23 protein-coding genes and 2 pseudogenes are annotated in these 22,356 nt (G+C 68.9%); 8 read left to right on the forward strand and 17 right to left on the reverse strand.

Annotated elements, in window-relative coordinates:
- Positions 1-3 precede the first annotated feature (3 nt).
- Together GA0070607_RS24520 and GA0070607_RS24525 are read right to left on the reverse strand one after the other, a co-directional pair.
- Entirely contained in the window at positions 4-666 is a 663-nt protein-coding gene (locus GA0070607_RS24520) for a ThuA domain-containing protein (RefSeq protein ID WP_089020274.1), read from the reverse strand.
- Positions 663-1,088, reverse strand: coding sequence for an endo-1,4-beta-xylanase (locus GA0070607_RS24525; protein ID WP_231930263.1), 426 nt, complete (start codon positions 1,086-1,088; stop codon positions 663-665). Before GA0070607_RS24525 ends, GA0070607_RS24520 begins: the two co-directional genes overlap by 4 nt.
- On the opposite strand from GA0070607_RS24525, the gene GA0070607_RS32545 reads away from it, so the two are divergent.
- Genes GA0070607_RS32545 through GA0070607_RS24540 form a run of 3 tightly spaced genes read left to right on the forward strand, consistent with a single transcriptional unit; the run spans position 1,062 to position 4,164 of the window.
- The gene (locus GA0070607_RS32545) at positions 1,062-1,988 is read left to right on the forward strand and encodes a carbohydrate ABC transporter permease (protein WP_231930265.1); all 927 of its coding nucleotides are present in this window, start codon (positions 1,062-1,064) and stop codon (positions 1,986-1,988) included. The two genes, GA0070607_RS24525 and GA0070607_RS32545, sit on opposite strands and share 27 nt — an antisense overlap.
- Positions 1,985-2,947 carry a carbohydrate ABC transporter permease gene (locus GA0070607_RS24535; RefSeq protein WP_157743248.1) on the forward strand — a complete coding sequence of 321 codons (963 nt, stop codon included), beginning with the start codon at positions 1,985-1,987 and terminating at the stop codon, positions 2,945-2,947. The genes GA0070607_RS32545 and GA0070607_RS24535 overlap by 4 nt, the downstream gene beginning before the upstream one ends.
- Entirely contained in the window at positions 2,944-4,164 is a 1,221-nt protein-coding gene (locus GA0070607_RS24540; protein WP_089020277.1) for a cupin domain-containing protein, read from the forward strand. Before GA0070607_RS24535 ends, GA0070607_RS24540 begins: the two co-directional genes overlap by 4 nt.
- Before the next feature lie 9 nt (positions 4,165-4,173).
- Here the strand turns inward: GA0070607_RS24540 and GA0070607_RS24545 are convergent, their stop codons facing one another.
- Positions 4,174-4,746: a TetR/AcrR family transcriptional regulator gene (locus GA0070607_RS24545; protein WP_089020278.1), complete on the reverse strand. Its 573-nt coding sequence runs from the start codon at positions 4,744-4,746 to the stop codon at positions 4,174-4,176.
- A 72-nt stretch (positions 4,747-4,818) separates the two neighbouring features.
- On the opposite strand from GA0070607_RS24545, the gene GA0070607_RS24550 reads away from it, so the two are divergent.
- The gene (locus tag GA0070607_RS24550; RefSeq protein WP_089020279.1) at positions 4,819-5,391 is read left to right on the forward strand and encodes a dihydrofolate reductase family protein; all 573 of its coding nucleotides are present in this window, start codon (positions 4,819-4,821) and stop codon (positions 5,389-5,391) included.
- Positions 5,392-5,426: 35 nt separating this feature from the next.
- Here GA0070607_RS24550 and GA0070607_RS24555 read toward each other — a convergent pair whose 3' ends face one another.
- Entirely contained in the window at positions 5,427-6,332 is a 906-nt protein-coding gene (locus GA0070607_RS24555; protein ID WP_089020280.1) for a helix-turn-helix domain-containing GNAT family N-acetyltransferase, read from the reverse strand.
- 238 nt (positions 6,333-6,570) lie between these two features.
- On the opposite strand from GA0070607_RS24555, the gene GA0070607_RS24560 reads away from it, so the two are divergent.
- Together GA0070607_RS24560 and GA0070607_RS24565 are read left to right on the forward strand one after the other, a co-directional pair.
- A complete protein-coding gene (locus GA0070607_RS24560) occupies positions 6,571-7,284 on the forward strand; it encodes a GAF and ANTAR domain-containing protein (protein WP_089020281.1) in 714 nt (237 codons plus the stop codon).
- Positions 7,281-8,015 carry a GAF and ANTAR domain-containing protein gene (locus tag GA0070607_RS24565; protein WP_089020282.1) on the forward strand — a complete coding sequence of 245 codons (735 nt, stop codon included), beginning with the start codon at positions 7,281-7,283 and terminating at the stop codon, positions 8,013-8,015. The genes GA0070607_RS24560 and GA0070607_RS24565 overlap by 4 nt, the downstream gene beginning before the upstream one ends.
- Before the next feature lie 55 nt (positions 8,016-8,070).
- Here the strand turns inward: GA0070607_RS24565 and GA0070607_RS24570 are convergent.
- The 9 genes and pseudogenes from GA0070607_RS24570 to GA0070607_RS24610 all read right to left on the reverse strand — a co-directional run bounded on the left by GA0070607_RS24570 (position 8,071) and on the right by GA0070607_RS24610 (position 16,845).
- Positions 8,071-8,876, reverse strand: a pseudogene (locus GA0070607_RS24570) (glucose 1-dehydrogenase).
- Positions 8,873-9,454, reverse strand: coding sequence for a hemerythrin domain-containing protein (locus GA0070607_RS24575; protein WP_089020283.1), 582 nt, complete (start codon positions 9,452-9,454; stop codon positions 8,873-8,875). The pseudogene GA0070607_RS24570 and the gene GA0070607_RS24575 overlap by 4 nt, the downstream one beginning before the upstream one ends.
- Complete coding sequence (locus GA0070607_RS24580; protein ID WP_089020284.1) at positions 9,447-10,661, reverse strand: hypothetical protein; 1,215 nt, start codon at positions 10,659-10,661, stop codon at positions 9,447-9,449. Before GA0070607_RS24580 ends, GA0070607_RS24575 begins: the two co-directional genes overlap by 8 nt.
- A 113-nt stretch (positions 10,662-10,774) precedes the next feature.
- Positions 10,775-11,350, reverse strand: coding sequence for a gluconokinase (locus GA0070607_RS24585; protein WP_089020285.1), 576 nt, complete (start codon positions 11,348-11,350; stop codon positions 10,775-10,777).
- A complete protein-coding gene (gene manD / locus GA0070607_RS24590; RefSeq protein WP_089020286.1) occupies positions 11,340-12,569 on the reverse strand; it encodes a D-mannonate dehydratase ManD in 1,230 nt (409 codons plus the stop codon). Before manD ends, GA0070607_RS24585 begins: the two co-directional genes overlap by 11 nt.
- A 48-nt stretch (positions 12,570-12,617) precedes the next feature.
- The gene (dgoD, locus tag GA0070607_RS24595) at positions 12,618-13,766 is read right to left on the reverse strand and encodes a galactonate dehydratase (protein WP_089020287.1); all 1,149 of its coding nucleotides are present in this window, start codon (positions 13,764-13,766) and stop codon (positions 12,618-12,620) included.
- Positions 13,767-13,773: 7 nt separating this feature from the next.
- Entirely contained in the window at positions 13,774-14,589 is an 816-nt protein-coding gene (locus GA0070607_RS24600; protein WP_089020288.1) for a carbohydrate ABC transporter permease, read from the reverse strand.
- The gene (locus GA0070607_RS24605) at positions 14,586-15,533 is read right to left on the reverse strand and encodes a carbohydrate ABC transporter permease (RefSeq protein ID WP_197701155.1); all 948 of its coding nucleotides are present in this window, start codon (positions 15,531-15,533) and stop codon (positions 14,586-14,588) included. The genes GA0070607_RS24600 and GA0070607_RS24605 overlap by 4 nt, the downstream gene beginning before the upstream one ends.
- A gap of 70 nt (positions 15,534-15,603) precedes the next feature.
- Positions 15,604-16,845, reverse strand: a complete 1,242-nt coding sequence (locus GA0070607_RS24610) for an ABC transporter substrate-binding protein (protein WP_089020289.1) — start codon at positions 16,843-16,845, stop codon at positions 15,604-15,606.
- Positions 16,846-17,032: 187 nt separating this feature from the next.
- Here GA0070607_RS24610 and GA0070607_RS24615 point away from each other — a divergent pair, with 187 nt between their 5' ends.
- Positions 17,033-17,797, forward strand: coding sequence for a FadR/GntR family transcriptional regulator (locus GA0070607_RS24615; protein WP_231930275.1), 765 nt, complete (start codon positions 17,033-17,035; stop codon positions 17,795-17,797).
- Between the two features lie 19 nt (positions 17,798-17,816).
- Here the strand turns inward: GA0070607_RS24615 and GA0070607_RS33585 are convergent.
- A pseudogene (locus GA0070607_RS33585) lies at positions 17,817-17,909 on the reverse strand (heat-shock protein HtpX); the annotation flags it as partial.
- Between the two features lie 118 nt (positions 17,910-18,027).
- Positions 18,028-18,489, reverse strand: coding sequence for a VOC family protein (locus GA0070607_RS24620; protein ID WP_089020291.1), 462 nt, complete (start codon positions 18,487-18,489; stop codon positions 18,028-18,030).
- A 204-nt stretch (positions 18,490-18,693) separates the two neighbouring features.
- On the opposite strand from GA0070607_RS24620, the gene GA0070607_RS24625 reads away from it, so the two are divergent.
- A complete protein-coding gene (locus tag GA0070607_RS24625) occupies positions 18,694-19,515 on the forward strand; it encodes an SAM-dependent methyltransferase (protein WP_231930284.1) in 822 nt (273 codons plus the stop codon).
- Positions 19,516-19,594: 79 nt separating this feature from the next.
- Here the strand turns inward: GA0070607_RS24625 and GA0070607_RS24630 are convergent, their stop codons facing one another.
- Both GA0070607_RS24630 and GA0070607_RS24635 read right to left on the reverse strand, forming a co-directional pair.
- Positions 19,595-20,485: an endonuclease/exonuclease/phosphatase family protein gene (locus GA0070607_RS24630; protein WP_197701157.1), complete on the reverse strand. Its 891-nt coding sequence runs from the start codon at positions 20,483-20,485 to the stop codon at positions 19,595-19,597.
- A gap of 262 nt (positions 20,486-20,747) precedes the next feature.
- Positions 20,748-21,932, reverse strand: a complete 1,185-nt coding sequence (locus GA0070607_RS24635; protein ID WP_089020293.1) for an endo-1,4-beta-xylanase — start codon at positions 21,930-21,932, stop codon at positions 20,748-20,750.
- Between the last annotated feature and the right edge of the window lie 424 nt (positions 21,933-22,356).

The raw sequence follows: 22,356 nt of genomic DNA on the forward strand, positions 1-22,356 counted from the left end.
GGGCTAGCGGCTGGCCCACATCAGGCCACGCTCCGTCAGCGTCCGCACCTCGCGGCGGTCGAGATCCTCGGGCCGATGCCCGATCGTCGAGACGAAGACGCGGCCGAGGCCCCACTGACGGGTCCAGACCGCCGGGGACACCACGTCCTGACGCCACGGCGTTTCCGGTGTCGCCCGGAAGCGGGTCGTGGCCAGGACGTCGTTTCCCGCGTCGGTCAGCATCCAGTACTGCTCGGTGACCTGACTCCAGCGGTGCAGGCCGGTGACGATCGGATGGTCCGCCCGTTCGGGCACCACCTCGATCTCGTGTTCGACGAAGCCGCCGGGATGCTCCGCGAACTGGCCTCCCGTCATCTGGAGGTACGGCGTCGAGGTGCGGAACGAGTCGACGATGCCGCCGTGCCAGCCGGCGAACCCGGTGCCGGCCCGTACGGCCGTGACGAGCCCCGCGATCTGCTCGTCGGTGGCGGTGCCCATGGTCCAGCACTGCACGATCAGGTCGGTCCCCGCCATCCGGTCGGCGTCGGCATAGTCGGCGAGGTCGTCGCTCACCTCCACGGCGAAGCCGTTGTCGCGGAGGAACGGCACGAACCGGTCGGTCGTCTCGACCGGCTGGTGCCCTTCCCAGCCGCCCCGGACGACCAGCGCGCGGCGATCGGTCGTCACGGCAGCAGGCTCCGCAGCGGCGAGCGTCGCGGGGCGTTGCTCAGCTCGTTGGCGATGGCCCGGTAGGCGGGCTTCGGCGCCAGTTCGTCGTCGAAGGCGAGTGGCCGGCGCGGTGCGCCGTCCTCGCGCGGGTAGTCCTCTTCGAGCCAGGTGTAGCGGTCGGTGAGGCCGAACGCCATCACCGCCTTGACGGACCGGTGCGAGAGGGCGACGTCGAGGTAGCGCCGGTACACGTCGGCGACGGCGGCGTCGCGGGTGGCGATGTCCGCCGGCAGGCCGTCGTCGAGCACGTCCAGTTCCGTGATGAGGATGTCCAGGCCGCGGTCGGCCACCTCGGAGAACCAGTTGAGGTAGGCGTTGGCCTTGAACCGGTTCGCGAACCGGTCGGCGAGCAGATGCGCCTGCACGCCCAGGGCATGCACCGGTACGCCGTCGCGGAGCAGGTCGTCGATGACCTGGAGAGTGGCGCGGCGGCGTACGGCTTCCTCGCGCCCGGCCTGATCGTCTTCTCGGTGTTCACCGTGTTCGCACTGTTGTTCGCGTTCTACCTCACGTTCCGGGAATGGAACATCCTCGAGCCCGAGACGCCGTTCGTCGGCCTGCAGAACTACCGCGACATGGTCCACGACGAGGACTTCCGCCGGTCGATCATCAATACCGCCTACTTCACCGGCGCGTCCGTCCCGCTGGGCATGGCCGTCGGGCTCGGCGTCGCCCTCCTGCTCAACCAGCCGATCCGTGGCCGGGGCCTGTTCCGGACGATCTACTTCCTGCCGACCATCACGCCGTTCGTCGTCTCGGCCATCGTCTGGAAGTGGCTCTACAACGGTGACTTCGGCCCGATCAACTTCTACCTCCTCAAGGCCCACCTCATAAGTGAGCCGCTGGTGTGGCTGTCGAACAAGAACCTGGCGATGCCCGCAGTGGTGCTGATGAGCGTCTGGGCCAGCGCCGGATTCTCGATGGTGGTCTACCTCGCGGCGTTGCAGGCCATCCCGGACCAGCTCTACGAGTCGGCGCGGATCGACGGGGCGGGGCCGTGGGCCCGGTTCCGGTACGTGACGCTCCCGATGCTGTCCCCCTCGACGCTGTTCCTCATGGTCATGGGCATCATCGGCTCGTTCCACGTCTTCACGCAGATCTACATCATGACAAGCGGCGGCCCGGTCAACCGGACGACGGCGATGGTCTATTACATCTACGAGGCCGCCTTCAAGTTCTACGAGATGGGGTACGCGAGCACCCTCGCCTACGGGCTGTTCGTCCTCCTGCTGGCCTTCACGGCATTCCAGCTCAGGCTCTACAGAAAGGCGGACCTGTGACGGCTACCGTGAAGGACCCGCCGGCCGCCCCGCAGCAGGCGTCGACCGCACCACGCCGCCCGGTCGTCGCGCGGCGACTGTGGCTGACCTTCTGCTACGCCATCCTCGTGCCCGGCGCGATCCTCTTCGTCGCGCCGTTCGCCTGGTTGGTGAGCGCCTCGTTCCAACACGTAGGCGACATCTTCTCCTGGCCCCCGCAGTGGATACCGAAGAACCCGACCCTCGACGGCTACAAGGGCTTCTTCGACATCGGCAAGGCCGGCGAGGACGCGCAGGGCAGCGAGGGCGCCTGGCGCTGGTTCCTCAACAGCGCCTTCGTCGCCACCTCGGTGACGGTGCTGCAACTGTTCTTCAACGCCCTGGCCGCCTATACCTTCGCCAAGCGCAAGTTCCCCGGACGCGACGCCATCTTCCTGCTCTTCCTGGCGACCATGATGGTGCCGCCGCAGGTGACCCTGATCCCGAACTACCTGGTGCTCAAGCACATCCCGTTCTTCGGGGGCAACGACGTGCTCGGCAACGGCGGCCATGGCTGGCTCGACTCGTACTGGGGGCTGATCCTGCCCGGCGCGGTCAGCGCGTTCGGCATCTTCCTGCTCCGGCAGTACATGATGTCGATCCCGGACGAGCTGCTCGACGCGGCCCGCATCGACGGCGCCGGGGAATTCCGGGTCTTCTGGAAGGTGGTCCTGCCGCTGTCCGGTCCCGCCCTCGCCGCCACCGCGATCTTCACCTTCACCTATGCCTGGGAAGACTTCCTCTGGCCGCTCATCGTCATCTCCAGCTCCGACAAGTACACGGCCCCGCTCGGCCTGGCGCTCTTCGTCGTCAAGAACCGGACGTCGTGGAACCTGTTGATGGCCGGCTCGGTCGTCGCCACGCTCCCCATGGTCATCACCTTCCTGGTGTTCCAGCGCCGATTCATCCAGGGCATCTCGATGAGCGGGCTCAAGGGATGACCGACGGCGGAGCCGCCTCGCTGCGACCGCTGGTCGAGGAGCTGCTGAACGAGGGCGGGGGAGTGCTACGCCTCGCACCGGCGTTCGTCGCGCGGGACCTGGTGCCGCCCGGGCGACGGCTCGGCCTGCCCGAGGACGCGTACGACCTCGGCGAGCGAGGCTTCGTCTGCGAACGGTGGCTCGGCTCGACCACCAGGGCCGACAACCGGATCGGCCCGGCCGGCGAAGGGCTCAGCCACGTCGTCGACGGCGCGGGGCGACGGCGGCTGACACTGCGCGACGCGGTCCGGGCCGACCCCGTCGCGATCATGGGCGAGGCGTACGCGGCGACCCACCCGCAGGGGCTCGGCCGTCTGGCGAAGCTTCTCGACTACGGCGCCCGCATCCCGTACCACGTGCACCCGCCGCAACGGTTCGCGGAGTTGGTCGGGCGCCGGTCCAAGGACGAGGCGTACTACTTTCCCGCCGGGGTCGACACCGGCCCGCACCCGGAGACGTTCTTCGGCGTGCACCCGTGGATCGCCCGCGACGCCGCCTACGAGGTCCTGCTCCCGTACCTCGTCGACTGGAACAGCGACCTCATCCTGCGGCACGCGCGCGCCGAGTTGCAGGTGCCCGACGAGGGCTTCCAGGTTCGGTCGGGGGTGTTGCACGCTCCGGGGACGGCGTTGACCGTGGAACTTCAGGAGGATTCGGACGTGTTCGCCATGTTCCAAGCCCTCAACGCCGGCCGCATCATCTCCAAGGACCTGCTCTTCAAGGACGTGTCGCCCGACGACCGGCGCCGGCACGCCGAGCGGTTTCCGCTCGGATTCGTGGAGTGGGACCTCAACGGTGATCCGTTCTTCTACGAGAACAACCACCTGACGCCGCAGCCGGTCGACTCGGGACAGCCGTGCGGCGGGTACGAGTCCTGGATCTTCTACAACACCTCGAAGTTCAGCGGGAAGAAGCTCACCGTCCCTCCCGGCACGACGCACACGACGACCGAGCGCGGGGTCTACTCGATACTGGTCTGGTCGGGTGCCGGGCGGTACAGCGGTCACGACGTTCGCGGGGGACAGGCCGACCGCGACGAGCTGCTCGTGTCCCACGACGTGGCGACGATGCCGCACCTCGTGGAGAACACGGGCCAGGACGACCTGGTGGTGTTCAAGTTCTTCGGGCCGGACATCAACCACGACTCTCCCCTCATCCAGATGACCGCGGGGACGTGACAGCCCGGTTCAGGTGTTCAGCGATCTCGTCACGGCGGCGTCCACCAGCTCGTGGATCTCCTGCTCGGTGAAGATGTCGGGCAGGGTCAGCCGCTCCACGATGAGCCAGTTCAGCGCGAGGTAGAGGAGCAGCACCGAGGTCGAGTCGCCGGGCAGGCCCGAGTTGGCGTGGTGGCCGATGTTGGCGTCGATGTCCTCGCGGATGCGCTTGGTCAGCACGGCGCGCAGCTCGGGGCGGCGGGCGGACTCCAGTCGAAGCTCGAGCAGGGCCAGGTATCCGGAGTTGAAGGCGGAGACCCGGTCGACCAGCTCGTGCATGAGTTCGGCATAGCGGGCCTGGTCCTGCACCCCCTCTCGGCTCCGGGCCATCGTGGCCTCGTCGGGCAGCAGCCGCTCGTAGATGCGCCCGCCGACCTGAGTGAACAGCTCATCCCGGTTGGCGAAGTAGTTCGAGGCCGTGCCCGGGGGCACGGCCGCCTCCGCGTCGACCGCCCGGAAGGTCAGCCCTCGCGCTCCCTCCCTGGCCAACACCTCGATGGCCGCGTCGATCAGCGCCTGCCGTCGCTCGGGATTCTTCCGCACTTGACACCACTCCATCTGTAGTACTAGCTTCAAAGCACTTCGACCAGAGTACTACACCTGGAGTTGCCTAGTATGCGAAAGCTTGTCTACTACGTCGCCGTCTCGCTCGACGGTTACATCGCGGGGCCCAACGCCGAGTTCGACTTCTATCCGCTGTCCGACGAGATGGCAGCCTGGATCAACGCCCGCTACCCCGAGACGATCCCCACCCACGTCCGCAAGCTCGTCGGCCTCGACGGCGTGCCCAACAAGGTCTTCGACACGCTGGTGATGGGCCGCGGCACCTACGAGCCGATCCTCGACGTCCCCAGCACCAGTCCGTACGCCCACCTGCGCCAGTACGTCGTCTCCAAGACCCTGCGGATCGACGACCCGACGGTGCAGGTGGAGACCGGCGACGCCGTCGAGCTCGTCCAGCGGCTGAAGGCGGAGGACACCGGCATGGACATCTACCTCTGCGGAGGCGGCAAACTCGCCGCCTCCCTGCTCCCGGAGATCGACGAGATCATCCTCAAGAGCTACCCCGTGGTGGCCGGCGCGGGCATCCCGATGTTCTCCGGGGAGTTCCGCCCCACCCTGTTCACCCCCACCCGGCGCGAGTCCTTCGACAACGGCGCCCAGGTCACCTGGCTCACCAGGGCGTAGAACGCAGGACCCCGCTGAGACGCGGCCGGTCTGCCTCACGCTCGGCGCGGGTCGAGCTGCTTCTCGAACCAGTGGTGGGCGAAGTGCTCGTTGTTGTACGGCTCGATCTCCCGGTACCCGGACGAGCGGTACAGGGCGATCGCCTCGGTCAGGTTCCGGTTCGTGTCCAGCCGCACGCTGGTCCAACCTCGCTCGGCCGCGTACCGCTCCAGGTCGCCCAGTATCCGCCGGCCCATGCCGAGCCCACGCACGGTGTCCGCCACCCAGACCCGCTTGATCTCGGCAGGTGCGTCGGGGTGCAGTTTGACCGCGCCGCAGCCGACCGGTTCGGAGTTCAGGGTGGCCAGCAGGAACACGCCGGCGGGCGGGACGAGTTCCTCGTCGTGGACAGGCTTGCTCAGTGCCGGGTCGAACCCGTCGTCGAAGCGGCGGCCGACGTCCCGGGCGTAGGCGCGCAGGCACGCCCGGGCACGCGGATCGCTGGGCGGGCAGGGCTCGACGACCACCATCGACGCGATGAGCAGCCGCTCGACCTGGGTCATCGCGGCGACGAGCTGCTCGCGTCGTGGCCCGGGCAGCGGTTCGAGGATCGACCAGGCGAGCTCGTCGGAGCGCTCGTCCAGGGTGGTCCACTCCGCCCGCCCGGCTCCGGTGAGTGTGGCGATCCGGACCCGTGCGTCGCCGCCGACCTGCCTCGCCGGCCCGACCGTGACGAGTCCGTCGCCCTCCAGGGTGCGCAGCAGCCGGCTGAGGTGGCCCGAGTCCAGACCGAGCCGGGCCCGTAGCGCCGCGACCTCCGCGCCGTCCGGACCGATCTCCCACAGCAGTCGCGCCTGCGCGAGAGGGCGTCCGGAGGCCATGTACTCGTCGTCGAGCGCGCCGACGCGCTGGGTCACCGTCCGGTTGAAGCGCCGCACCGCGGCGACGAGTTCGGAGCTCATATAGCTGACTTTAGTCAGGCAATCGACATTGGGCCAGCCGTTGGGCGTCGAGACCGTGCATGTGACCCGGTACCTGGGACCGCAGGCCACCCCGGGGGAGTGTGAGCCGTGATTCAGTGGGTAGGGACAGGAGCCACGACGGCCGCTCGGGAGACGCTGCCGGGTGTTTGACGGGGGCAGCCGCCCGCTCGTGGCCCCGACCTGCCGGCGTACGCCGGCTGACAAGGACTGTTCTGCGATGACGCCGCCGACCCTGGATCCCGCCGACGCGTTGGCCGAGCTGGGCCGGATCAGACTCGACGAGACCAGCCTCGATGACATGCTGCGCCGGATCGCCGAGCTGGCGAACCGAACAGTTCCCGGGACCAGGGACGTGTCGGTCACCCTGGTCCGGGGTCAGGCCAACTGGACCGCCGCGTTCAGCGGCGACGTGGCCTGCGATCTGGATGAGTGGCAGTACCGGCAGCACCGGGGGCCGTGCCTGGATGCCTCTGCCAGCGGTGACAGCATCTCGGTGCCGGACATGGCAGCCGAGCAGCGGTGGCCGGAATGGGCCGCCAGGGCTCGCGCTGCCGGGGTCGAAAGCTCGCTGTCGATCGGGCTGCCGATCCAGGGATCGGTGGTCGGTGCGCTCAACGTCTACGGCGCCGCGGCGAACGCCTTCGATCCGGCGGCCATCACCGTCGCCGAGGGCTTCGCCGCCTACGCGGCGGTGGCGCTGGCCAACGCGCATTTGTACGACAGCGCCGCAACGCTGGCGGATCAGATGCAGGAGGCGATGCGGGGGCGGGCGGTGATCGAGCAGGCCAAGGGGATCATCATCGGGGAGCGGCGTTGCTCGCCGGAGGAGGCGTTCGCGCTGCTGTCGAAGATTTCGCAGGACACCAACCGCAAGGTTCGTGATGTCGCTGAGGCCCTTGTCGATCAAGCGGTTCGGAGAACGCGCGCGTGAGCACCAGGCAGGCCGATCAAGGAAATGGATCGTCCGCCCCGCGGCCGGACCGGGAACTGAGGGAGGCGCTGCTCGTCCTCGCCGGGCTGCCCGACGATTCTCCGGCCCTGCCGGGGCAGCTGAACACGATCGTCCGGTTGAGCGCGGAGGTGGTCGATCCCGTCGACTTCGCCTCGATGACCGTGCTCGCCGTCGAGGGCCACCGTACCCACGCGTCCACCGACGAGGTGGCCGAGGCCGTCGACCTGGCCCAGTACGCGGAGGACGCGGGTCCCTGCCTGCTGGCGCTGCACTCCGGCGAGACGGTCGGCGTGCCCGACATCGGCGGCGCGGTGGTGTGGCCCGGCTTTCGGGAAGTGGCCTGGCGGTACGGGGTTCGGGCTTCGCTGTCCGTACCCCTCTTCGCCGGCAGCGGCGTACCGATCGCCGGGCTGAACCTCTACGCCCGGGACGCCGCCCGCATGCGGCTTCTCATCCAGCGGGTCCAGTCCTGCTATCACGTCGGACCGACCCGGGTGCTGCCGCGGATGGACGCCGGCAGCGAGCAGTTCCTCGCGGGGCTCGCGGGCGCGCTGCTCAGCCGTGATCTCGTGCAACGGGCGCTCGGCCTGCTGATGGAGCGGGACACCATCGGCGTCGGCCTGGCCTACCGGAGGCTGGTCGAGGCGACTGACGCCGGCATGCCGTTGACCGACACCGCGACCGTCATCCTGCGCCGGCACGCGACCTGACGCACCGGCGGGCCGCCCGTGGCGACGCACGGGCGGCCCTCGGAGCTGCGGACGTTCAGGCCAGCGGCTTGCCGCCGGTGACGCCGAGTACCTCGCCGGTGATGTAGCTGGATTCCTGCGAGGCGAAGAAGACGTACGCCGGGGCCAGCTCGGCGGGCTGCCCGGCGCGGCCGAGGGGAACGTCCCCGCCGAACGACTCGACCTTCTCCTCCGCATGGTGGCGGGGATCAGCGGGGTCCAGATCGGGCCGGGCGCGACCGCGTTGACCCGGATGCCCCGGTCCGCAAGGTTCTCGCCGAGGCCCTTGGTGAAGGCGATGATGCCGGCCTTCGTGGTGGCGTAGTCGAGCAGGTCGGGAGACGGCTGGTAGCCCTGGATCGACGCGGTGTTGATGATCGTGGAGCCGGGCCGCATGTGTGGGACAGCCGCTCGGGAGAGCCAGAACATCGCGTACAGGTTGGTCTTGAGCACGCGGTCGAACTGCTCGGTGGTGATGTCGGTGATGCCGCCGGACTGGGACATCTGGTAGGCCGCGTTGTTGACCAGGATGTCCAGTCCGCCGAGATCGCTGACCGCTCGCGAGATGATCTCTTCGCAGTGCGCCTCGTCGCGGATGTCACCGGCGACGGTGACCGCCCTGCGTCCGGCCTTCTCGATCAGCTGCGCGGTCTGCCGGGCGTCGGCCTCCTCCTCGGGCAGGTACGCGATGAGCACGTCTGCGCCCTCACGGGCGATGGCGACCGCCCGGCCGATGCCGGAGTCGCCGCCGGTGATGACCGCCCGCTTGCCGGTCAGCCGGCCGCTGCCCTGGTAACTCTCCTGTCCTTTCTCATGCTTCTCCGCGGGGCCGCCCGGGGTCAGCTGTCCGACGGTTTCCGCATCGCGTCGCGGACGCGGTCGATGACCGCCAGCGCCGGGCCGGCCGCCAAATTGCCCTTGGCCGACTGGGCGCCGGGATGTGGCCGCGTCGGTGCGGTCGTCTCCGCGGCCCGGACGGCGCCGGCGAGGCTGCGCAGCCGTCCGGGCGGGACGTGCTGGCGCAACCGGGGGAACTCGTACCGCTCCTCGTAGCGGGCGTGGGTGAGCACGGCGTCACGCAGCAGGATGATGCCGATGTCGAAGCCGTCGGCGTCCACCCCGCCGGCGATCAGGGTCTGCAGCGTCTGTTTCGCCTGCCGCTCCTCGTCGAGCCGGTCGTCGACCATCGCGTCGCCGCCACCGCCGGGCAGGGTCCGTGCGAGCGGGTGGACGACCTCCTCCTCCGCGGTCTCGTGCGCGGCGAGGAGCTCGACCAGCTCGTCGAAGGCGTCGCGCCGCGCGTCGCCGGTGCTGCCGATGACCAGCAGAAAGAGCTGCTCGATCTGGGCGTGCTGGGCGAGCAGGAGGTCGACCACGTCCTCCTCGGGGCCGGGGGTGGCCGGGGTGGGGGCGTCAGGCATGACTGCCTCCCCTCGGGCGCAGCTCCTCGACCGGGTGCGGTCCCTCGGTCTCGATGCGGTACTCGTCGCCGAAGCGTTCCCGGTGCATGTCGATGACCTGCTCGCTCGGCGGCTTCTGGCCGTCGTGCAGTTGCTGCTGCATCCACTCGAAGCGCTCGTGTGCCTCGCGGACGTAGCCCTCGCCGAGCTTGTTGAGGTCGATCTGGGTGGACAGCAGGTGGCGCAGGTAGTCCTTGTTGGGTTCGAAGGTCAGCGGCTCCGGCAGCCCCGCGCTGCCGACAATCTCCTCCGGTTCCCGGCCGTCGTGCCGGCGCAGCAGGTCGGCGGCCTGCTGAAGGTGGGCCAGCTCCATCTGCAGGTGCAGCTCCCACACCGCCTTGATCCGCGGGTCGCTCTCCTGCTGCAGGAAGGAGTAGTAGAGCCAGCATTCGTTGTACTCGTGGGTCAGCAGTCGCTCCCACCAGTTCTCGCCCGGGTCCAGCAGTGACTCGTAATGGGTGACGTGCTCCTGCTCGATCAGGCTGATCTCCTGGTAGAGCTGGCGCGCGATCGGTTCCATGTACTGCGGGCCGACGTTCATGTAGTAGAACATCACCTGCTGCTCGGCCGAGAGGATCGTCAGCGCGTTCAGCTTGGAGCGCGGGTCCACCGAGTTGCGGTCGTACGGGGTGCGGACCTCGTCGAACGGGTGCCGGTGCTCGACCACGGTCGGCCGACCCGGCATGACCTCGGTGAGGCCGTTCACGACCTTCTCGGCCTTGCGTCGCTCGACCATCTCGTAGAGGTTGGCGTAGCGGTACAGGTGGTCGAAGTCCTCCAGCACGCCGAACTCGTACGCCTGCTTCAGGTACGGGTCGGGTTCGTGCCGGGCCACCCAGGCGGTGAGGTCGACGGCGACCTGCTCGTAGCCGAGCGTCGTCTCCAACACGCTCGCCAGGCCGGGTAGCAACCAGTTCACCACCCGCTGCTGCTGGCTCTCTACATATCGGACGTAGGCGAGTTGCCGGCGGACCTCCTGGTCCGGGCAGTTACGGGCGAACTGGTGCTGAAAGTTGATCGCCTCGATCTCGATGCCGTTCATCGTGATGATCCGGCATCTGGTGTACGGGTCGACAGCCTCCGGGTCGATCGGCTCGACGTTCAGCTCGCGCCAGTTGCGGATCTGGCTCTCCAGGGGGATTCCCTTGTGTTCCAGCGGATTGAACATGCCGCTCCTTCGTTCGGGGATCTGGGCCGTAGCCCTACCCTCGCCAAAGGGGCCAAAACCAACGCCGTCACCCCGACGGAGGTCGAGGTGACGGCGACTGGTGTGCGGGGCGGTTACCCGCCGACGGCGGCGGCTCCGGTGGGCAGTCCGAGGCGCTCCACCGCGGCCGAGACGAGCTGCTCCGGAGACAGCGAGACGTCAAGCACCAGACCCGGCGGCTCGTCCGGCTCGAACCGCTCCAGGATGGCCAGCTGAGAGTCCAGGAGACTCGCCGGCATGTAGTGTCCCGCGCGTTGGGCCATCCGCTCCCGGATGACCTGCGCGGTCCCGTCCAGGTGGACGAAGTCCACGCTCGGCGGTCCCTGCCGCAGCACGTCCCGGTAGGACCGTTTCAACGCCGAGCAGGCCAGCACCGTCGACACGCCCTCGGCGTCACGGGCGGCCATCCAGTCGGCGAGGGCGCGGAGCCAGGGCCAGCGGGCTTCGTCGTCGAGGGGTACGCCGGAGCGCATCCTCGCCACGTTGTCCGCGGAGTGGAACTCGTCGGCCTCGGCGAAGGTCAGGCCGGCGACGTCGCGGATTCCCCTCGCCACGGTCGTCTTGCCCGCGCCGGACACACCCATCACGACGACGTGCCGGGGCGGCTGCCGGCGGCCGGGACCGCCGGCGGCACCCCGCTCACCAGTCATGGACGGTCCCGTCCTTGAGCCGGTTGAACGGCAGGTAGGCCGGCACGTACGGGAACCTCTCGGCGGCCTCCTCGTCGAGCTCGACGCCCAGGCCCGGCTGCTCGCCGGGGTGGAGGTGGCCGTCGACGAACGTGAAGGACTGCCGGAAGACCTCGTCGGTCAGGGCGCCGTGTCGCATGTACTCCTGGATGCCGAAGTTGTGGATGGCCAGGTCGAGGTGCAGGGCGGCGGCCATGCCGACCGGCGAGATGTCGGTCGGGCCGTGGATGCCGGACTTGATCTGGTACTGCGCGGCGAAGTCGAGCAGCTTGCGCATCGCGGTGATGCCGCCGGTGTGGGTGACGGCGGACCGGACGTAGTCGATCAACTGTTCGCGGATGAGCGTCTGGTAGTCCCACACCGTGTTGAAGACCTCGCCGATCGCCAGCGGTGTGGTCGTGTGGTGGCGGACCAGGCGCAGGGCCTCCTGGTTCTCGGCGGGAGTGCAGTCCTCGAGCCAGAACAGGTCGTACGGCTCCAGGTCCTTGCCGAGTCGGGCGGCCTGGATCGGGGTCATCCGGTGGTGACCGTCGTGCAGCAGTGGAAGCTCGGGTCCGAACTCGTTACGTACCGCCTCGAAGACGCCGGGCAGGTGGCGCATGTAGGAGCGGGTGTCCCAGTCCTCCTCGGCCGGCAGCGGCGTGCGCTGCGCCGGTTCGTAGTCGTACCGCTTGCCGTCGGCGCTGGGCTGCGCGGCGACCCCGTAGACCGCGTTGATGCCCGGGACGGACGTCTGGACCCGGATCGACCGGAAGCCCATGTCGAGGTGGTGGCGGATCGAGTCGAACAGCTCAGGGATGTCCCGCCCCGAGGCGTGGCCGTACGCCATGATGCCGGTCCGCGACGCGCCGCCCAGCAGCTGGTAGAGCGGCATGCCGGCGGCCTTGGCCTTGATGTCCCAGAGCGCGACGTCCACCGCGGCGATCGCCGCCATGGTCACCGGGCCCCGCCGCCAGTACGCGGAGCGGTACAGGAACTGCCAGGTGTCCTCGATGCGGTGCGGATCGCGCCCGATCAACAGCGGGACGACGTGGTCGCGCAGGTACGAGGCGACTGACAGTTCCCGCCCGTTGAGCGTGCCGTCGCCCAGACCGGTGACCCCGTCGTCGGTGGTGATCTTCAGGGTGACGAAGTTGCGGTCCGGGCTGGAGACGATGACGTCCGCTGCGACAATCTTCACGGGGTGCCTTTCTCAGGTGCCGCGCTGGGCGGGTTTAGCGGATGGTGCTCACCATTCGGCGTAGGAGCCGTCGGGGTGCCGGAAGGTGGGGCTGCGCCAGACGTGCCCGCGCTTGTCCGCCGTGCGTACCGCCTGTTCGTCGATCTCGATGCCGAGCCCGGGCGCGGTGAGCCGCTCGATGTGCCCGTCGACGAAGAGCAGCGGGGTGGTCTCCACGACGTAGTCGAGGACCTCGGCCCCGCGGTTGTAGTGGATGCCGATGCTCTGTTCCTGGATCAGGTAGTTGGGCGTGGCGAAGCCGATCTGCAGGCACGCCGCGAGGGCGATCGGCCCGAGCGGGCAGTGTGGGGCGAGCTGCACGTCGTAGACCTCGGCGAGCGCGGCGATCCGGCGTACCTCGGAGATCCCGCCGGCGTGCGAGAGGTCCGGCTGGGCGACCGCGATGCCGGCCTGGAAGACCGGCAGGAACTCCTGCCGGCTGTAGAGCCGCTCCCCGGTCGACACGGGCGTGGTCGTGGACCGCACGAAGTCGCCGATGAGGTGGGAGTTCTCCGGTACGACCGGCTCCTCGAGGAACAGCGGCCGGTACGGCTCGAGCAGCGGGGCGACGCGGCGGGCGTTGGCGAGGGTGAACCGGCCGTGGAAGTCGACGGCGACGTCGCGCTCGTCGCCCAGCACCTCCCGGGCGGCGGCGACCCGCTGGACCACGCCGTCCAGTTCGGCGACCGACGCGATCGGGCTCATCCGCCCCGAGGCGTTCATCTTGACGGCGGTCAGCCCGGCCGCCACCTGCGCGGCGATGTGGTCGCGGACCTCGCTGGGCTCGTCGCCGCCGACCCAGCCGTAGACCCGGATCCGGTCCCGGACCGGGCCGCCGAGCAGTTGGTGCACCGGCGCCCCGTACCGCTTGCCGGCGATGTCCCACAGCGCCTGGTCCAGGCCGGACACGGCGCTGGCCAGGATCGGGCCACCCCGGTAGAAGGAGCCTTTCGTCATGGTCTGCCAGTGGTCCTCGATCCGCAGCGCGTCCCGGCCGATCAGCAGCTCGCTGAGTTGCTCGACGGCGGTGCGGACGGTCTCCGAGCGGCCCTCGCAGGTCGCCTCGCCCCAGCCGACGATCCCCGATTCGGTCTCGACGCGGACGAAGAGCCAGCGGGGGGCGACCAGGAAGGTCTCGACCCGAGCGATTGTCGTCACGGTGTCCTCAGCCCTTCGTCGCGCCGGCGGTGAGGCCGGAGACGACGTACTTCTGCACGAACAGGGCGATCAGCATGATCGGCAGCGTGACGACGCTGGCCGCGGCCATGAGGCCACCCCAGTCGATGCTGGCGTAGCCGACGAAGTCGAAGATCGCGACGGGCAGGGTCTTGGTGTCGGCGCCGGAGAGCACCAGGGCGAACATGAAGTTGTTCCAGGAGAAGATGAACGACAGGATCCCGGCGGTGGCCACCCCCGGTATCGACAGCGGCAGCGTGATCCGGCGGAACGCGCCGATGTGGGTCAGCCCGTCGACGAGCGCCGCCTCCTCGAGTTCGATGGGCAGGCTGTCGAAGTAGCCCATCATGATGTAGACCACCAGCGGCAGCGACACGAACATGTGGCTCAGGATGAGCACGCTGAAGCCGCCGACCATCTTCAGGTTGGAGAAGACGTAGTACCAGGGCACCAGCAGGGAGACCCCGGGGATGACCCGCGCCATCAGCACGACGAGCGCGGACTTGCGCATGTTGAAGCGGCTCATGGAGTACGCCGCGGGCACGCCGAGGACGATGGAGAGCACGGTGGCCGCGAAGGCCACCCAGAGGCTGTTGACGATGAACTCGACGTAGTTGGCCTGCTCCAGGACGTTCGCGTAGTTCGTCAGGGTGGGCGAGAAGGCGAGTGCCTTGCCCGTGTCGTAGATGTCGACGTTCGTCTTGAACGAGGCGGCGACCATCCAGAGCAGCGGCGCGAGCAGCGCGATCACCACGACGGTGAGCGCGACCACGCGGAACGCCCGGTAGGCGGGGCTGGACTTCATCGCCGCGCCTCCTTCCTACGCGACGTGAGGGCCCACATCGACCCGATGATGATCAGGAAGAAGACGATGAGGACCGTCGATGAGATGCCGTACTCGTTGTAGTCGAAGCTCAGGCCGTAGGCGTACACGTTGAGCGTCTCGACCTCGTGGAAGGAGCCACCACCGCGGCCCTTCGTGGCGTAGAGGATGTCGAATGTCTTCAGCGCGTCGATGCCGCGCAGCAGGATCGCGACGACCACGGTCGGCATCACCAGCGGCAGGGTGACGTGCCGGAACCGCTGCCAGGTGCTGGCACCGTCGATGCGCGCCGCCTCCTGGGGCTCGTCGGACAGCGAGGTCAGGCCGGCGAGCAGGATCAGCACCACCATCGGGGTCCACTGCCAGACGTCGATGAAGATCGTCGTGGGCAGGGCCGAGTGCTGGCCGGCCAGCCACGGTTGGGGTGCGATGCCGACCCAGCCGAGGACCTGGTTCGCCATGCCGATGTTCGGGTCGAAGATGAGCCGCCACATCATGCCGACCGCGACCGGGGTGGCGACCAGCGGCATCAGGATGGCGACCCGGACCCATTTCTGACCCCGGAACGGTCGCCACAGCAGCAGCGCGACGGCCATGCCGAGGACGACCTCGAACAGCAGCGCGACGACGGTGAACGCGGCGGTCCGGCCCACGGCCGGCCAGAACCGGTCGGTGTCCGTGAGCACCTCGACGTAGTTCTGGAAGCCGACGAACTCGGATTCGGCCCGCACCGAGCCCTCGGCGTCGGTGAGGCTGAGGTATCCGGTCCAGGCCAGCGGAAAGACGATCAGTGCGGCGACGAAGACCATGGCCGGCGCCGCGAAGAGCCACTTGCGATGGTCGTTGGCCCAGCGGGCCCACGCCGGCGTGTCCGGTGTCTCCGAGGCTCGGAGGGGCGGTCTGGTGGGGGTGGTCACTGCTGCCATGAGATCTCCGGGGTGGGCGGGCCGGACGGGGGTGGCGGAGCCGGACGGCCCCGCCACCCCCGCGCCAGGCTTACTTGGCCTCGTCGTCCAGGAACTTCTGGAACGCCTCGTTGGCGGTGTCGGCGGCCGCCGCCGCGTCCTTGCCCGCGATGGCGTCGACGATCGGCTGGCCGACGATCTCCCGGGCCTGGGCGACCTTGTTGACCAGCGGGCGGTCGTGACCCACGCCGTCCTTCGTGCTGGCCGCGATGGCCTCGACGAGGTCCTTCGGGTACGTGGCGGTGCCCTCCGGGTTGGCCCAGACCGAGGTACGCGCGCCCGGCACGCCGGACTTCTGCTGCGCGAGCGTCTGCTCCTTGCTGGTCGCCCACTCGACGAACTTCCAGGCGTTGCTCTGGTTCTCGGAGTTGTCGTTGATGCCCAGCGCCCAGGAGGGGATGTTGTAGGGCTTCGAACCGGCGGGGCCGGCCGGGAAGGGCGCGAAGCCGACCGTCTCGGAGACCTTCGACTTGGCCGGGTCGGTGGCGTTCTTGTAGAGCGAGTTGGCCTCGGTGTAGAACGCCGCCTTGCCCTGGGTGAAGATGGCCATCGCCTCGGGCCAGCTCATGTCGGTGCTGACGTTCGCCGGGCCGTGGTCCTTCAGGAGCCCGCCGTAGTAGGCGTACGCCTGCTTGGCCTGCTCGCTGTTGACGGAGGCCTTGCCGCTGCCGTCGATGAAGTCACCGCCGAAGCTGTAGAGGAAGCTGGAGAACTGGGTGACCGCCGGCGACTTGCCGGTACGCGCCACGAAGCCCGCGATGCTCGGGTCGGCAGCCTTGATCTTGGCGGCGGCGGCCTTGAGCTCGTCGAGGGTCTTCGGCGGGGCGGTCAGACCGGCCTTGCCCAGCAGGTCCTTGCGGTAGTAGAGGACCTCCTGCTCGGTGATGATCGGGACACCGACCGCCTTGTCCTCGTACGAGGTGGCGTCCACCGGGCCGGCCTGGAAGTCGCTGAAGTCCCAGTCCTTGTTGGACTTCACCTTGTCGGACAGGTCGGCGAGGTACTTGTTCTTGGCGAACAGCTTCCCCTCCTGCAGGGGGCGGTACATCATCACGTCGATGTCGCTGGAGCCGGCGTTCAGCTTGACGTTGTACTGGTCGGAGAGCTGGTCCTCGCCGAGTTGCGTGATCTCGACCTTCAGGCCGGTCTGCTTCTCGAACTCCGGCAGGGCCTGCTTGATGTTCTCCGTCCACACGTGGTTGGCCAGGGTCACCCGCACGGTCTTCGAGGAGGCGCTGTCGTCCCCGCCGCCGCCGCACGCCGACAGGCCCATGGCGGCAACCACGGCCAGAGAAGTTCCCAATATCGATCGACGCCGCACGTCCGTCTCTCCTTCTGTCGTGGTCGCCGCTTCGGGGGTAGAGCGGGACCTCGTTGTTAACGTCCGCTTAACGTCCGGATGCTAGGCCGATAAAGCGGATTTATTCAAGGGGTGATCTTCAACTGATATGCTCCAACGCGTGGACCGGTCCTCATCAGGGGTTGCAGCCGTCCAGAAGAAGGCCCCTGCCGAGGCCGGGCTGCACGCACAAGTTCTCGACCACCTCGGCACCGCCATCTGCGGCGGCCAGCTGACGCCCGGCTCCGTGCTCAACATCGACGAGCTGGTCGACAGGTACGGCGTCTCCCGCTCGGTCGTCCGCGAGGTCCTGCGGGTGCTCGCCGCCATGGGGTTCATCGAGACCCGCCGCCGGGTCGGGGTGATGATCCGGCCGACACGCGACTGGAACGTCTTCGACCCGCAGGTGATCCGCTGGCGACTCGCCTCGGAAGGCCGGATGGCGCAGATGCGCTCGATCACCGAACTACGGACGGCCGTCGAGCCGCACGCCGCCTGGCTGGCCGCTCGCCGGGTCGACCACGACGAGGCGAGCGACCTCGTCGGCTTGGCGGCGAAGATGTGGGCCGCGGGAAAGGCCGGCGACGAGGAGCGCTTCCTCCACCTCGACATCGAGTTCCACAGGCGGGTGCTGGCCGCCTCCGGTAACGAGATGTTCGTCAAGCTGCAGGACCTGGTGGCGGAGGTGCTCACCGGCCGCCACCACTACGACCTGATGCCGCACTACCCGCACGAGCAGGCCCTCCAACTGCACGCCGACGTGGCGCAGGCGATCCAGCGCCGCGACGGGGACCGGGCCCGCGCCGCCATGGTCCAGATCATGGAGCAGGCGTTCGGCGAGATGAAGTCGATGTGGGAGCAGACCGGCGAACCCGGCCAGGGCTGAGCGGGGTTCCTGACTCGGGTCAGGTGGTCGGGCGCAGCTCGCTGAGGAGCTTCTCCACCCGGCTGCGGATCTCGTCGCGGATGGGGCGTACGGCTTCGACGCCCTCACCGGCGACTGGGCCGCCGCCCGCGACGTGCAGCTCGACCTGCCCGAAACCGGCGTCCGCAACAGCAAGCCCGTCGCCCCCGCCAGCGGTCAGGCGCCGGCGGCTGTTGCGGCGGCTGACCGCGTCAGTCCAGGCAGAACTCGTTGCCCTCGGGGTCGGTCATCACGATGAAGCCGGCGTTCAGTGGGGGAGCGGGCTCGGAGCGACGGACCCGCGTCGCTCCGAGCCCGACGAGCCGGCCGGCCTCGGCCTCCAGCGCCGCCATCCGCTCCTCTCCCTGCAGCCCCGGGGCCGCACGGATGTCGAGGTGGACGCGGTTCTTGGCGACCTTGTCCTCCGGCACCTGCTGGAAGAACAGCCGTGGGCCGTGCCCGTCCGGGTCCTCGATGGCCGATCTCGTGTTGCGCTCCTCCTCCGGTACGCCGATCCGCGCGAGGAAGTCGTCCCACGCGACCAGCGGGTCGGCGCCCTCGGGCAGGTCGACTCCGGGCGGGCCGGGGAGCACGTAGCCCAGCACCTCGCACCAGAAGCGCGACAGCGCCCGCGGGTCGTGGGCGTCGAAGGTGACCTGGATGTGGCGGCTCATCGGGTTGCTCCGTTCGTAGCGGGTCTCGGCAGGTCGCGCTGCGGGCAGACCTCCATCCACGAGCCACCCTGCCACGCCCGGCGGACAGAATCGGTCCGCTACTCCCGGCGGTGGGCAGTGCCGTGGCACCGCGCTCCGCGGGCATTCGCAGGGACCGTCGGGTGTGTACCTTGTAGAGAATCGAACGCGGCGATGGGGGGCCCGGTGACTGGCCGGAGCGGAGAACTGTCAGCGGCGGACCGGATCGACACCACGGTCGCGCACCCGGCTCGCAGGTACAACTACCTGTTGGGCGGCAAGGACAACTTCGCCGCTGACCGGGAGTCGGGTGACGCCCTCGCGGCAGCGATGCCCACGATCCGGCTGGCCGCGGTCGAGAACCGGATGTTCCTGCAGCGGGCGGTGCGATTCCTGGCGCAACAGGGCGTCCGGCAGTTCCTGGACATCGGCACCGGCATCCCGACCGCCGACAACACCCACGAGGTCGCCCAGGCGATCGACCCGTCAGCCCGGGTCGTCTACGTCGACAACGACCCGATCGTCCTCGCCCACGCCCGCGCGTTGCTGAACAGCACTTCTGAGGGCCGCACCGCCTACCTCGACGCCGACCTGCGTGAGCCTGACAAGATCCTTGCCCATCCGGATCTGCGGACCACGTTGGATCTGTCCCAGCCCGTCGCGCTGATGCTGGTGGCGATCCTGCACTTCATCCGTGATGACGAAGACCCCAAGGGCATCCTCGACCGGTTCGTCGCCGCGCTGCCCGCCGGCAGCTACGTGGTCGCCTCGCACGTCACCTGGGAATACCTGCCGCCGACCGTGACCGCGAAGCTCGAAGCCAGCAATCACGACGGGCGGTTCCGCGCCCGGAGCACTGAGCAGTTCGCCGAGCTGCTCGCCGGGATGGAGCTCGTCGATCCGGGCATCGTGTCGGTGGCGCGGTGGCGCGCGGATGACGCGCCTCAGCCACGTCCATCCGTGCAGGACGTGTCCGTCAACGGCGCCGTCGCCCGCGTCGTGCGATAGCCAGCGGCGGCGGCTTCCCGCGCACCGCGACGAGGCCCTGCGGCTGCGCGGCGAACAGGCGTGACCGCGCCGTGACGGCCTATGCCGCGCGGACGGGTGCCCGGCTCTGTGCGACTGTCGTCCAGCCGGGATGTCTGCCCTCGATCGCGACTGTGACCAGCAGCCCGGGATGGTCCGTCGCCCCGTGCATTTCTATCGCCCGGCGGCAGCAGATCCTGACGTCGGCTGTCGTCATGACGTGTTGCAGCGCGCCGTCGTCGATCCGCAGGTACTCCGGCGGTACGCAGGACTGCACGTTGGGGGAGCGGTCGCGCCGGAGATTGAGGTCGCCGAGCACCACCGTCGGCGCGTACCCCAGGCTCCTGCTGATCGCTGGCACGACCGTGTTGAGCAGGTGACGGCACTGGGCGAGCGCGACTGTGAAGCTGGTGGCCGCCAGATGTGTGGTGCAGGCGTGCAGCGAGCGGGGGACCTGGACGCAGAGCCAGGCACGTTCTTCCGGGTCCGTGGCATCCTGCGCCGGGTAGAGCCCGCTGCGCAGCGTGTACGGGGTGTTCTTCGCCTCGACTCGGGTCAGTAGGGCGATGCCGTACGGCTCGCCGTTGCGGCACTGGGTGACGGCGCCGCTGGGGCGGTCGCCCGCAGCCTTGAAGGCGGACACGACCGCGCCGTCGGGGTGGGCGGTCACCAGCGCGGCCTTCAGCACCGGAACATCGCTTCTGCAGATCTCGTTGAGAGAGACCACGTCGGGCACCTCGGCGCTGATCACCTCGGCCGCCGCGGTCACCGACCGACCCGTGTAGCAGCCGGCGCGGCCGCTGTTGCAGAGGTTCATCTGGAGCACCCGCAGGGCCGAGGACTCGAGCTTGATGTTGATGGTCATCGGCGGACGGGCCGGCACCGCGGCGGCGGCGATCAGGCACACGACGGCCAGTGTCCAGCGGAGAGATCGGTACCAGCGGTCAGCCATGCGCGATCCGCGGAATCTGACCAAGGGCGGCACCGCCCAGCAGGCGGCACCTCCGGAGGCGGGTGTCGCGGGTGACGTCGACGGCTGGCTGCTCGGGCACGCGGACTCCGGATGAGGCAGGCGACAGTCTTCGCCGAGGTGCAGTGATCTTACTGCTGGTCCATCGTCAGCAGCACAATGCCTGCGGGCCGTGTGGGGCGCAGAACCCCACACGGCCCGGTCGTGCTCCGGTGGTCCTCGTCGGCTCAGCCGAGCCGGTGGGTCAGCGGCGCGGCTTCGGAGTGATGCGTGGCAGGACGTACGGCGGGCCGGCGAAGATCAGGTCGGACTTCAGCTCGTGGTACGCCCGCTTGGGCTGGTAGTTCTCGTCGTAGATGGTGGCCATGCCCTGTGGCGGGTCGCTGAACCAGCCGGGCACCCAGGAGTGCCGGTCGGTGAAGCCCCAGACGGTGTACGACAGGCAACTGCGCACGGCCAGGCAGGCCTTCATCAGCACGCTGAAGTTGGCCGCCGACGCCTGCAAACGAGGGTTGATCTCGGCCGAGTCGCCGGGATCGGGCAGCTCGCTGCGAACATCGACCTCGGTGAACGCGGTGGCGACACCGAGCGAGCCGAACTTCTTCAGCGCGGCGGTCACCTGGAGGGTGTCGTAGTTGCCGTACTGCGTGCCCAGGTGGCCCTGGGAGCCGACGCCGTCGATCGGGACGCCCTGGGCGCGCAGCCCCTTGACCATGTCGTAGACGAACTGCGACTTGTCGTCCGCGGGGTTGCCGGAGCCGAACGCCTCGATGTTGTAGTCGTTGTAGAACAGCAGAGCCCTGGGGTCGGCGGCCCGCGCCCAGCGGAACGCGTCGGCGATGTAGCCGGGCCCGAGGTTCTGCGCCCAGAAGCCCTTGTAGTGCAGGGTCGACGGGGTGTCCCACGGGTCACTGACCGCCTCGTTGACCACATCCCACTGCCAGATCTTGCCCTTGTAGCGTTTGACGACGGTGCTGATGTGCTTGCGCAGCAGCTCGCGCAGCTCCTGCTTGCTGATGGAGCCGTCGGCGACGCCACTGGTCAGCCAGGTGGGCAACTGGTTGTGCCAGACCAGCACGTGGCCGCGCACGCTCTGCTTGTTGCGCCTGGCGAACTCGACGAGTTGATCGGCCGCGGCCCAGTCGTAGACGCCGCGGGTGGGCTCCAGGCTCTCCCACTTCATCGCGTTCTCCGCAGTGACCGAGGAGAACTCGGAGGCGGCCAGCCTGCGGTACTGCGGGTCGTTGGCGTCGTTGAGGACCGCCAGGTCCACCGCGGTGCCGACCTGGAGACCGTGACGCAGCCCGAGAGCGGCCAGGCTCTGGGCGGTGGGATCGTACGGCCGACTCGCGGTGGCTGGCACCGCGTTCAGTGCCGCAACGGTCGCGACCGCGACCGCGCCGACACTGATCCACCGTCGTTGCTTCATCTGCCTTCCTTTCGGCACCAATCGACATTTGTCGATCATCAAATGGAGGGTGCGGGCATGGTGCTGATGGGCTGGGAGCAGGGTCGGTGCCGGGTGTCCGGAGATCTCGGGCTGACCGTGGTGGGCGCTGACAGCGGTGGGGACCGGAAACCTGCTCGAAACGTTAAGGCCGTCGATGGAGCCCGTCAAGGTCGAACACTTCCGGAAATCCATCGTGTGACCTGCGGCGTACCGATGCCCTTCAGTTCGAAACTTCCGAAGGTTGGTGCCGTTGGCAGATCAGGAGATGGCTCGATCGCAGGTGGAGACCGGCAGGGCCGGTCGATCGTGGCGGCGCCGGGCCGGTGTTTCGGGCCGCACCCGACCCCTCGCCGCCGCGCGGACCGGCTCATCTGCCGCTCGCCGCGCCTCAAGTGCCGTTCGC

It is taken from the genome of Micromonospora coriariae, assembly GCF_900091455.1.
Classification (GTDB): domain Bacteria; phylum Actinomycetota; class Actinomycetes; order Mycobacteriales; family Micromonosporaceae; genus Micromonospora; species Micromonospora coriariae.

What these genes read in the sequence shown, in the direction of transcription:
- GA0070607_RS24575 (WP_089020283.1), bottom strand. Translation starts at nt 9,454, where the DNA reads ATGCCTGACGCCCCCACCCCGGCCACCCCCGGCCCCGAGGAGGACGTG.
- GA0070607_RS32545 (WP_231930265.1), top strand. Translation starts at nt 1,062, where the DNA reads ATGCGCCTGCACGCCCAGGGCATGCACCGGTACGCCGTCGCGGAGCAG.
- GA0070607_RS24540 (WP_089020277.1), top strand. Translation starts at nt 2,944, where the DNA reads ATGACCGACGGCGGAGCCGCCTCGCTGCGACCGCTGGTCGAGGAGCTG.
- GA0070607_RS24635 (WP_089020293.1), bottom strand. Translation starts at nt 21,932, where the DNA reads ATGAAGCAACGACGGTGGATCAGTGTCGGCGCGGTCGCGGTCGCGACC.
- GA0070607_RS24585 (WP_089020285.1), bottom strand. Translation starts at nt 11,350, where the DNA reads ATGACTGGTGAGCGGGGTGCCGCCGGCGGTCCCGGCCGCCGGCAGCCG.
- GA0070607_RS24550 (WP_089020279.1), top strand. Translation starts at nt 4,819, where the DNA reads ATGCGAAAGCTTGTCTACTACGTCGCCGTCTCGCTCGACGGTTACATC.
- GA0070607_RS24580 (WP_089020284.1), bottom strand. Translation starts at nt 10,661, where the DNA reads ATGTTCAATCCGCTGGAACACAAGGGAATCCCCCTGGAGAGCCAGATC.
- GA0070607_RS24630 (WP_197701157.1), bottom strand. Translation starts at nt 20,485, where the DNA reads ATGGCTGACCGCTGGTACCGATCTCTCCGCTGGACACTGGCCGTCGTG.
- GA0070607_RS24560 (WP_089020281.1), top strand. Translation starts at nt 6,571, where the DNA reads ATGACGCCGCCGACCCTGGATCCCGCCGACGCGTTGGCCGAGCTGGGC.
- GA0070607_RS24555 (WP_089020280.1), bottom strand. Translation starts at nt 6,332, where the DNA reads ATGAGCTCCGAACTCGTCGCCGCGGTGCGGCGCTTCAACCGGACGGTG.
- GA0070607_RS24620 (WP_089020291.1), bottom strand. Translation starts at nt 18,489, where the DNA reads ATGAGCCGCCACATCCAGGTCACCTTCGACGCCCACGACCCGCGGGCG.
- GA0070607_RS24610 (WP_089020289.1), bottom strand. Translation starts at nt 16,845, where the DNA reads ATGGGCCTGTCGGCGTGCGGCGGCGGCGGGGACGACAGCGCCTCCTCG.
- GA0070607_RS24605 (WP_197701155.1), bottom strand. Translation starts at nt 15,533, where the DNA reads ATGGCAGCAGTGACCACCCCCACCAGACCGCCCCTCCGAGCCTCGGAG.
- GA0070607_RS24600 (WP_089020288.1), bottom strand. Translation starts at nt 14,589, where the DNA reads ATGAAGTCCAGCCCCGCCTACCGGGCGTTCCGCGTGGTCGCGCTCACC.